Raw genomic sequence first — 1,485 nt, 5'->3', positions numbered from 1 at the left:
TGCTTGCATGCTGGGGTTGTAGGACGTCCCATACGGAGTAAGAAAGGACGAGGGTAGGCGAATTGATCTGGAAAGGTCAGCCATAGGGTGTAACAGCCACGTAGCCGAAACCCTTGTCCCTCCGGGACGGATCCTGAGTACGGCGGGACACGTGAAACCCCGTCGGAATCTGGGAGGACCATCTCCCAAGGCTAAATACTACCTAGTGACCGATAGTGAACCAGTACCGTGAGGGAAAGGTGAAAAGCACCCCGGGAGGGGAGTGAAAAAGAACCTGAAACCGTGTGCCTACAATCAGTCGAAGCACCATTAATGTGTGACGGCGTGCCTTTTGTAGAATGAACCGGCGAGTTACGATTCCGTGCCAGGTTAAGTTGAAGAGACGGAGCCGCAGCGAAAGCGAGTCTGAATAGGGCGAAAGTACGGGGTCGTAGACCCGAAACCGTGTGATCTACCCATGTCCAGGGTGAAGTTCAGGTAACACTGAATGGAGGCCCGAACCCACGCACGTTGAAAAGTGCGGGGATGAGGTGTGGGTAGGGGTGAAATGCCAATCGAACACGGAGATAGCTGGTTCTCCCCGAAATAGCTTTAGGGCTAGCCTCGGAAGATGAGTTGTGGAGGTAGAGCACTGATTGGACTAGGGGTCCCCACAGGATTACCGAATTCAGTCAAACTCCGAATGCCACGTACTTTATTCCGGGAGTCAGACTATGAGTGCTAAGATCCATAGTCGAAAGGGAAACAGCCCAGACCATCAGCTAAGGTCCCCAAGTATACGTTAAGTGGGAAAGGATGTGGAGTTGCTCAGACAACCAGGATGTTGGCTTAGAAGCAGCCACCATTTAAAGAGTGCGTAATAGCTCACTGGTCGAGTGACTCTGCGCCGAAAATGTACCGGGGCTAAACGTATCACCGAAGCTATGGATGCTAGAGGTTAGAAGTAAGAAGTGAGAAGTTGGAGGAAAAGATGATTAAAAGCTACCGAGATTTACGAGTGTATCAACAGTCGTATAACCTTGGGAAAGATATTCATCAGGTGACCCACCAGTTCCCAAAACATGAACAGTATGAGTTAGGAAGTCAGTTAAGAAGAGCAGCAATATCTATTCCGCTCAATATTGCTGAAGGATATGGCAAGAAGCAATCTGTAGCTGATTTTAAACGATTTCTTTTAATTGCTTTAGGCTCATGCAATGAAGTTCAAGTTTTATTGGATTATGCTAAAGATTTTAGCTATATCTCAGAGGAACAATATGGATTACTGTGGGAAAGAGCAGACCAATTAGGGAAGCAATTAAATAAACTTCACAAGAATTGGCAATCTCTCTAATTTTCTCTCACGTCTAACTTCTAACCTCTAGTGTGGTAGGGGAGCGTTCTAAGGGCTGAGAAGCCAGACCGTAAGGACTGGTGGAGCGCTTAGAAGTGAGAATGCCGGTATGAGTAGCGAAAAGACAAGTGAGAATCTTGTCCGCCGAAAGC

At 47.9% G+C, this 1,485-nt stretch carries 1 rRNA gene; it reads left to right on the top strand.

The features are described 5' to 3' along the window. Positions 1-1,485: ribosomal RNA gene (locus J2S11_RS22175) — 23S ribosomal RNA — on the top strand; the annotation flags it as partial.

Source organism: Bacillus horti (assembly GCF_030813115.1).
In the GTDB taxonomy this organism is placed as follows: Bacteria; Bacillota; Bacilli; order Caldalkalibacillales; family JCM-10596; genus Bacillus_CH; species Bacillus_CH horti.
Note: the sequence above shows the minus strand (reverse complement) of the source record. Positions and strands in the feature narration are given on the sequence as shown.